The 7075-nt window shown below is 48.1% G+C and carries 8 protein-coding genes; 1 reads left to right on the top strand and 7 read right to left on the bottom strand.

Features of this window, described 5'->3' with window-relative positions; all coding sequences use genetic code 11:
* Window positions 1-86: 86 nt before the first annotated feature.
* Window positions 87-1433 (top strand): cytochrome-c oxidase, cbb3-type subunit III, encoded by a 1347-nt coding sequence (gene ccoP, locus ACTHUM_RS10290; RefSeq protein ID WP_440361199.1) that lies wholly within the window; start codon window positions 87-89, stop codon window positions 1431-1433.
* Between the two features lie 141 nt (window positions 1434-1574).
* On the opposite strand, the gene ubiT is transcribed toward ccoP, so the two are convergent.
* The 7 genes from ubiT to ACTHUM_RS10255 form a co-directional block, all read right to left on the bottom strand.
* A complete protein-coding gene (gene ubiT, locus ACTHUM_RS10285) occupies window positions 1575-2021 on the bottom strand; it encodes a ubiquinone anaerobic biosynthesis accessory factor UbiT (protein WP_070814897.1) in 447 nt (148 codons plus the stop codon).
* On the bottom strand, window positions 2008-2925 hold the full coding sequence (locus tag ACTHUM_RS10280; protein WP_440361198.1) for a U32 family peptidase: 918 nt from the start codon (window positions 2923-2925) through the stop codon (window positions 2008-2010). The genes ubiT and ACTHUM_RS10280 overlap by 14 nt, the downstream gene beginning before the upstream one ends.
* A gap of 10 nt (window positions 2926-2935) precedes the next feature.
* Complete coding sequence (gene ubiU / locus ACTHUM_RS10275) at window positions 2936-3943, bottom strand: ubiquinone anaerobic biosynthesis protein UbiU (RefSeq protein ID WP_003748766.1); 1008 nt, start codon at window positions 3941-3943, stop codon at window positions 2936-2938.
* 334 nt (window positions 3944-4277) lie between these two features.
* The gene (locus tag ACTHUM_RS10270; protein ID WP_004519593.1) at window positions 4278-4898 is read right to left on the bottom strand and encodes a DUF2238 domain-containing protein; all 621 of its coding nucleotides are present in this window, start codon (window positions 4896-4898) and stop codon (window positions 4278-4280) included.
* Window positions 4899-5007: 109 nt separating this feature from the next.
* On the bottom strand, window positions 5008-5997 hold the full coding sequence (locus ACTHUM_RS10265; RefSeq protein ID WP_004519594.1) for a phosphatidate cytidylyltransferase: 990 nt from the start codon (window positions 5995-5997) through the stop codon (window positions 5008-5010).
* On the bottom strand, window positions 5994-6701 hold the full coding sequence (locus ACTHUM_RS10260) for a lysophospholipid acyltransferase family protein (protein WP_101755874.1): 708 nt from the start codon (window positions 6699-6701) through the stop codon (window positions 5994-5996). The genes ACTHUM_RS10265 and ACTHUM_RS10260 overlap by 4 nt, the downstream gene beginning before the upstream one ends.
* Window positions 6702-6764: 63 nt before the next feature.
* On the bottom strand, window positions 6765-7075 hold a 311-nt coding region (locus ACTHUM_RS10255; protein WP_440402846.1), incomplete at its 5' end, for a hypothetical protein.

Below are 7075 nucleotides of genomic sequence, written 5' to 3'. Positions count from 1 at the left end.
GCCAGCAGTATTTTCGATAATGACGAACAAAGGCCGTCTGAAAAGGACGATCAAGCTCAGTCAGTCCGTGATCACGGAGCAAAATAATGAACACAACATCCCAATTTACCAGTAGTTTCTGGAGTATATATATTGCCGTTATCGTCGTGCTCAGCTTCATCGGCCTGGCTTGGCTTCTGCTTTCGCAAAACGTTGTGAAACGCCCTAAAAAAGGCGAAGAAGTAAAAACCACAGGTCATGAGTGGGACGGCATTTCGGAGTACAACAACCCTCTGCCACGTTGGTGGTTTTGGCTTTATGTCTGCACATGGCTGTTTGGCGTCGGCTACCTGATTATGTATCCAGGTATTGGCGATTACAAAGGCCTGTGGGGCTGGAGCAGCCATGGTCAATATGAAGAAGAAGTTGCCAAAGCCAATCAGCAATACGGTAAAGTGTATGCTAAATTTTCCAATATGCCGATTGAGAAAGTGGCTAAAGACCCTGAAGCTCGTGCTATTGCACAAAACCTTTTCAATACCTACTGTATCCAATGTCACGGCTCAGATGCCAAAGGCTCCAAAGGCTTCCCGAATTTGACCGACGACGATTGGTTGTGGGGCGGTGAACCTGAAAAAATTCAGGAAACCATTGAAAAAGGCCGTACTGCCTCTATGCCGGCATGGGGTCCTGCTTTGGGTGAAGAAGGCGTGAAAAACGTAACACAGTATGTTATGTCTCTTTCTAAACCTAAGGGTCAATATGACGAAGAACGTGCAGAGCGTGGTAAAGCCCTGTTTAGCGGCCCACCTGCCAACTGTTTCACTTGTCACGGCGACAAAGGTCAAGGTATCCAAGGCCTCGGCCCGAACCTGACTGACGATGTATGGTTGTGGGGCGGTACTCAAAAAGCGATTACCGAAACCATTACCAACGGCCGCAGCAGCCAAATGCCTGCTTGGGGTCACTTCCTCGACAAAGACAAGCTGCACATCATGACCGCTTATGTTTGGGGTTTGTCCAACAAAGACGGTAAAAAAGCTCCTGCTAAAAAAGCCGAGCCTGCTCCGGTAGCTCAACCTGCCGATGCTTCTGCTCCGGCGGCTGCTTCAGCTCCTACTGCCGATAAAGCTGCTTCAGATGCTAAAGCTGCTCCAGCTGCTGAAGCCAAACCTGCTGAAAAAGCAGAAGCGGCTCTGGTTAAGGTAGATGGCAAAGCTGTTTTTGAAGCCAACTGTAAAACATGTCATGGCGGTTTGATTCCAGGCGCTCCTGTCGTAGGTAAAAAAGAAGACTGGGCTCCTCGCATCAAACAAGGTAAAGACACTTTGCACAAACACGCGCTTGAAGGCTTTAATTCTATGCCGGCTAAAGGCGGCAATGGTAGCCTGAGCGATGATGAAGTTAAAGCAGCTGTAGACTTTATGGCAAACGAGTCTGGCGCAAAATTCTAATTTTGAGTCGGATTGAAAAAAGCGTACCTAATAAGGTACGCTTTTTTATATTTGATAAAACCAGACATATCAAAGAGGTGAAATATATAAGGCCGTCTGAAACATTCAGATGGCCTTTGTTCTTGGTTCAACCAAAATTAATCAATCCAAAGTGGACGTACTGCGTTTCAGGAACCATTCGCTGAAAGGCCACTCGACGCTGTCGAGTAAGTTTTTGGTAATTAACCCCAGTTCCGTATCGCCTTCAATTTGCAATTTACGGTTGAAAAATAAGGTATCGGGATCTTCCTCGCGCATCATCATGCGCATGAAGTCTATACCGTTGGCGGCCAGCCTCAGATCGGGGGTACCGCTGAAGTTGTCATCCAGGAATTTTTCCGTATTGGCACTAAACCGCACTTTAATACCGGCATCCAAAACTTCGATTTCGAATTTTTTTCCGGCAAAAAGTTCCATATCGGCAGGCAGTAAACCTTTTTTCAGCATGGTATTCAATACGGAGACTAAAACAAAGCGCGGAGGTTTGCCGGGAAGTTTGGTACCGATTTTTGCCATCCATTTGGGTAATATGATTTCAGGCAGCGCCATAATATGCCTCCTTCACGGTTTCAATACCGGGCTGACCGCGCCAATAGCCGTCAACCAGTGTTCCGGTAGTCAGTCGTTCCAACTCGGGGCGGACATCTTCCCATGTGGCTTTTCCGTCCAATACATCGCGGTGAATTTGGATAATTTCAGCCATGCTGTGCATTTGTGGCGACAGTCTGAGCATATTCACGCCGATTTTATTCAAGTCTTCATGGTGGGGCAGTAGGTTTTGGCAGTCGTAAGACATGGTTTGGATGCCGTTGATGGTGAGAAACGGCTGGCCTTCTCGCGTATTCATGGCCATACCGTGCTCGTGGTCGAGGCAGCGGAACTCGCAACTGTCTTTATTCAGATTGTAATGGCGGGCGGTAAAGCAACGTGATGAATAGGCGAGCGGCATTTTACCCCAAGCGAAGAGTTCGGTTTCAATGCCGTCTGAAGCCTTGATGATTTCGGCAACCTTATCGCGGCTCAGCTCGGACGGTGCAATCCAGCGGAATGCCCCTAATTTTCGGAATACGTCCAAAGTGGTTTCGTTGTAGATATTCAGGCTTGCACCGGCAACAAACGGAATGCCATGTTCGCGTGCCAATTTGACCGCACCCATGTCGTTGGCTTCAACTTTAAACTTTCCCTGCTCCGTGATTTTGCGCAGGCGTTTCAGATCGGATTCGCTTTCGAGCAGGACTTGTGAAGAAAGAATAATCTCCTTACCGCTTTCCGCCAAGTCTTCAGCCAGTCCGAACCAGTCGGCAAAGCGCATTTTCTGACGGCGTGAGCAGACTACCTCGCCCAAATAGACCGTATCCAACGGCGTATCCAGCATGGAAACGTAAAATTCCAGTAGGGCTTCTTTTTGCCAGAAAAATAAAATAGGGCCCAGCGACAATTTCAATGAATTCATTTTTTTCCCCTTATTTCCATGGGCGGTTGTATGCGCCCAAAGTTGTCTGATGACCTTCCGAAACTTTGCTCAAGGCATTGTTCCAGGACGGATTGACTTTGAAATGCGACGGGTCGGCTGCGGCTGCATCCAGTGCTTGGCGCAGGGATTTGGTTACTTGCGCCGTATACATAGGACTGCGTTGGCGTCCCTCGATTTTGATGGCGGATACACCGATTTTGATGAGTTCGGGCAACATTTCCAAAACATTCAGGCTGGTCGGTTCTTCCAAAGCATAGTAGGTTTCATCATTGACTTCAAAGCGACCTTTGCACAAGGTTGGATAACCTGCCGGTTCATTGGGTTTGTATTGGTCTATCAATACCTGGTTTAGACGTACGTTCATGCGGTCGGGCAGTTGTTCCCAGCGGACGGATTTTGCCGGAGAGCAGACACCTTGCATATTGGGCGATTCGCCTGTTGCATAGCTCGACAAGATGCAACGGCCTTCCACCATCACACACAAACTGCCGAAACCAAAGACTTCAATTTCCACATCAGTATTGTCAATCACATGTTTGACCTGATCGATGGTCAGCACGCGCGGCAAAACGGCACGACGGATGCCGAACAGCTCTTTCATCATATTGATGGCTTCGTAATTGGTGGCCGAACCTTGTACCGACATATGCAGGCGTAAATTCGGATGTTTGTCTGCCGCATACGCCATGATGGCGGGGTCGGCAACAATAATCGCATCGGCACCCAAATCCGCCGCCGTATCCACAGCGGCGTGCCAACGCTCCACTTGGCCAGCTTGTGCGAATGTATTGATAGCCATCAGTACATTGCGCCCGCGCGCATGGGCGTAAGCAACGCCTTCCCGTGCCGATTTCATATCGAAATTCAGTCCCGGAAAGTTTCGTGCATTGGTCGCATCTTTCAAACCCATGTAAACCGTGTCCGCACCGTTGTCCACAGCGGTTTTCAGTGCAGGCAGGTTGCCGGCGGGGCAGACCAATTCTGGAATTTTCTGCATTTTGTGTTCCTCGTCTTGATGATAACCTCTATCGGGTTAATCAATATTTTGTAGAATTCTGAATATTTTATGGATTAATGACACAAGATATGCTGACTTAAATCAAATCGAAAAATTCAGGTTGACGTAGGCATGTTGTTTACAAAATCTTAACAGACGTTGTTTTTTATATATTTCATGTGCTTAAAAATTTTGATGACGGATTTTGTTTCAAAATTGGCTTATGTTTTTAACTATCGTATTTATTAATTTTTACAATAATGTCGATAGAAAAATGAAAAAAGGCCGTCTGAAAATCTGGTTTCAGACGGCCTTCTGCTTTAAAGGGATATATTTAAGAGAAACCCAAGCGTTTATCGGGTCGGGTAAATACAAAAATAAACAGGGAAGTTAACGCGCCCAAAGTATCGGCAAGCATGTCTTTTTGCGCGTCCCAAATATCGCCTTGAGAACCTAAGAATTCCAGTCCGGCCTCTCCGCCGTCGATGACGGCATATTGCCATTCAATGATTTCATAGGCGGCAGCAATGCTCATAATGAAGAACAGGGAGAAAAATAAGGCCAACGGCAGGTTGCACAGCTTGCGGCGCAGCAGCCATTCAGCCATTGGATAGGCGTAGAAGCCGATGATGTAATGGGCAATACGGTCGTAATGATTGCGGTTTTCGCCCAAAATCGGTTCGACAAAGCGGTTGATGGATTCAAATGGCACATCGGCAAAAGTGTAGTATGCACCGATGGAATGCATAATCAGCCAAAAACTCATGAATAAGTAGGCCAGGTTGCTGAAGCGGAAAATGCGGTAGGTGGCAACCAGAAGGAAGAATACGGATGCTACGGGGATAATTTCGGCGTACCAGACTGCGCGGTCATGAGGATTAATGCCTGACCAAACAATAAGGGCGAAGATAATTGCAGCAAGAAAAATAGGAAAGATTGGAGAGGGTTTATCCATGTTGTGTGTATGTAATAACAATGGTTACGTATTGTATAACGAATTGGTAGGACTGGAAGTTTCGATCATTAAAGGCCGTCTGAAAAACAGCTTTCAGACGGCCTGAAGTTTAGCCGTTCCAGAAATAACGGGTGATGTGGAAAAACACGGGTGCGGCAAAACAGATCGAATCCACACGGTCAAGCATACCGCCGTGGCCGCGTATCATATTGCCCCAGTCTTTGACACCGTAATCGCGTTTGATGGCAGACATAACCAGGCCGCCAAAGAAGCCCATCAGGCAGACGATAAAGCCGATAATGGCTGCTTGGCCGTGAGAGAACGGCGTAATCGGCGCCATCAGCGCGGCAATGGCAGTGGCCGATAAAATACCGCCGACAGTGCCGGAAATAGTTTTTGACGGAGAAAGCGAAGGCATGATTTTTGCACCGCCAATCAGTTTGCCCCAAACGTATTGCAACACATCCGATACTTGCACCACGCCAATCAGGAAGATCAGCAACAGGATATTGTTGCCGTTATCGAAGCCATCCAAGTCCAGAAACATCAGCGCCGGAACATGAGACAGACAGAAGATGCAAATCATCGCCATCCATTGTGTTTTGGCGGCGCGTTCCAAAAAGTGTGCCGTTTGGCCGCTGAGGCTGGCAATAATCGGCAGTATCAAAAAGCCGTAAACCGGAATAAAAATGCTGAACATGCCGTACCAGCCGTCATAGACGAAATAGTATTGCACCGGCAGAAGCAGGTAAAAGCAGACCACCATGCTGTAATAGTCGCTGCGGCGTCGATAGACGAGGGTCATAAATTCGCGCAGTGCGGCAAATGAAATCAGGAAAAACAGTACAACCGTCCCGATTTTGCCGAACCAAAATGCACCCAGCAACACCAACGTCATCAGCCACCATGCGTAAATGCGGGCGTTGAGGTTGGCGATGGTGGCATTATCTGCGCCGTTTTTGCGCTTAAGCCATTGTCCGATGATGCTGGCAAAACACAATACGGCAAACACGCCGACAAAAATATAGCTGGCTTGCGGAGTCAGATGAGCGGCGGCTTGTTCGACAATGATTTGTTGGGAAGTCGTAGAAAGGCTCATGCTTGTCCTCCTTTGTTTTGCTGAACTTCAGGTTCATTTTGGCGAAGCTCGCTGCGGTCGTTTTCAGACGGCCTGAGTGCCAGCAGCGCTTCACGGCTGCGTGTCAAAAAGCTGTCTTTGTCTTCGTTTTCCTGCAAGGTAAGCGGTTGTCCGATATGGACTTCACACAAAAGCGGGATAGGCAGGATTTTGCCTTTGGGCAGTACGCGGCTGATGTTGTCGATCCAAATCGGCACAAATTCGGTATTGGGTTTGCTTTTTGCCAGATGATAAATGCCGGACTTAAACGGCAGCAGGATGGTGTTATCGTCAGTGTTACGCGTGCCTTCAGGGAAAATAATCAAAGAGTCGCCTGCGTTCAGCGCATCTTTCATCTGTTCGGTAATCGCTTGCGGATTATCGCTATGGCGCGGAATCAGTAAGGCGTTGAAAACATTTTGAATGATGAAGCGTTTGAGTTTGCTCGTCAGCCAGTAATCCGAACCGGCGACAGGGCGCGTGGACAAGCGCCAGCGGCGGGGCAGGGAAATCCACACCAGCACAAAATCGCCATGGCTGCCGTGATTGGCGTAATAGACCTTTTGGTGCTGATTGAATGTCAGCTCGCGCGGACTTTTGGGGCGCACGCCCGTAAGAAAAGAGACCGACAGACATAAGGCTTGGTCAGTTAGCCAGGCAAGTTGTTTTTTGAGGAAGTTTTTCATTGTTTCTGCCTTTGGGAGTGAGATACCGCTCTAGATCTGGTTTGGGTAAATTAGCCAAAATAATCAAATGCTTTGGATAAGCAAAATTAAAAATTGTGCGGCGGTCAGGTATAAGCTTTTGCGCCATAAGGAAAGTGCGCCGTTTATCCGTTGGGTCAACGTACGGCTGCCTGAAATTTGGCGTAAACCGTTTTGCTGTAAGGTGTGGTCGAAGTCTTCAGGAGAGTAGCGGTTGTCGGCAAAGTCTTGGAACACGCGACGGTCGAAGTGAATGCGGATATGGCAGTACAGCAAAACTGCTGCCAAGACAAGTTGCACCGCAAACCATGCGCCGCCATATTTTGCCGACAAGGCGAGCAGCAAGGCATTGCAGG

This window comes from Neisseria sp. P0021.S006 (assembly GCF_051956895.1).
This window is presented reverse-complemented; position numbering and strand designations above follow the sequence as displayed.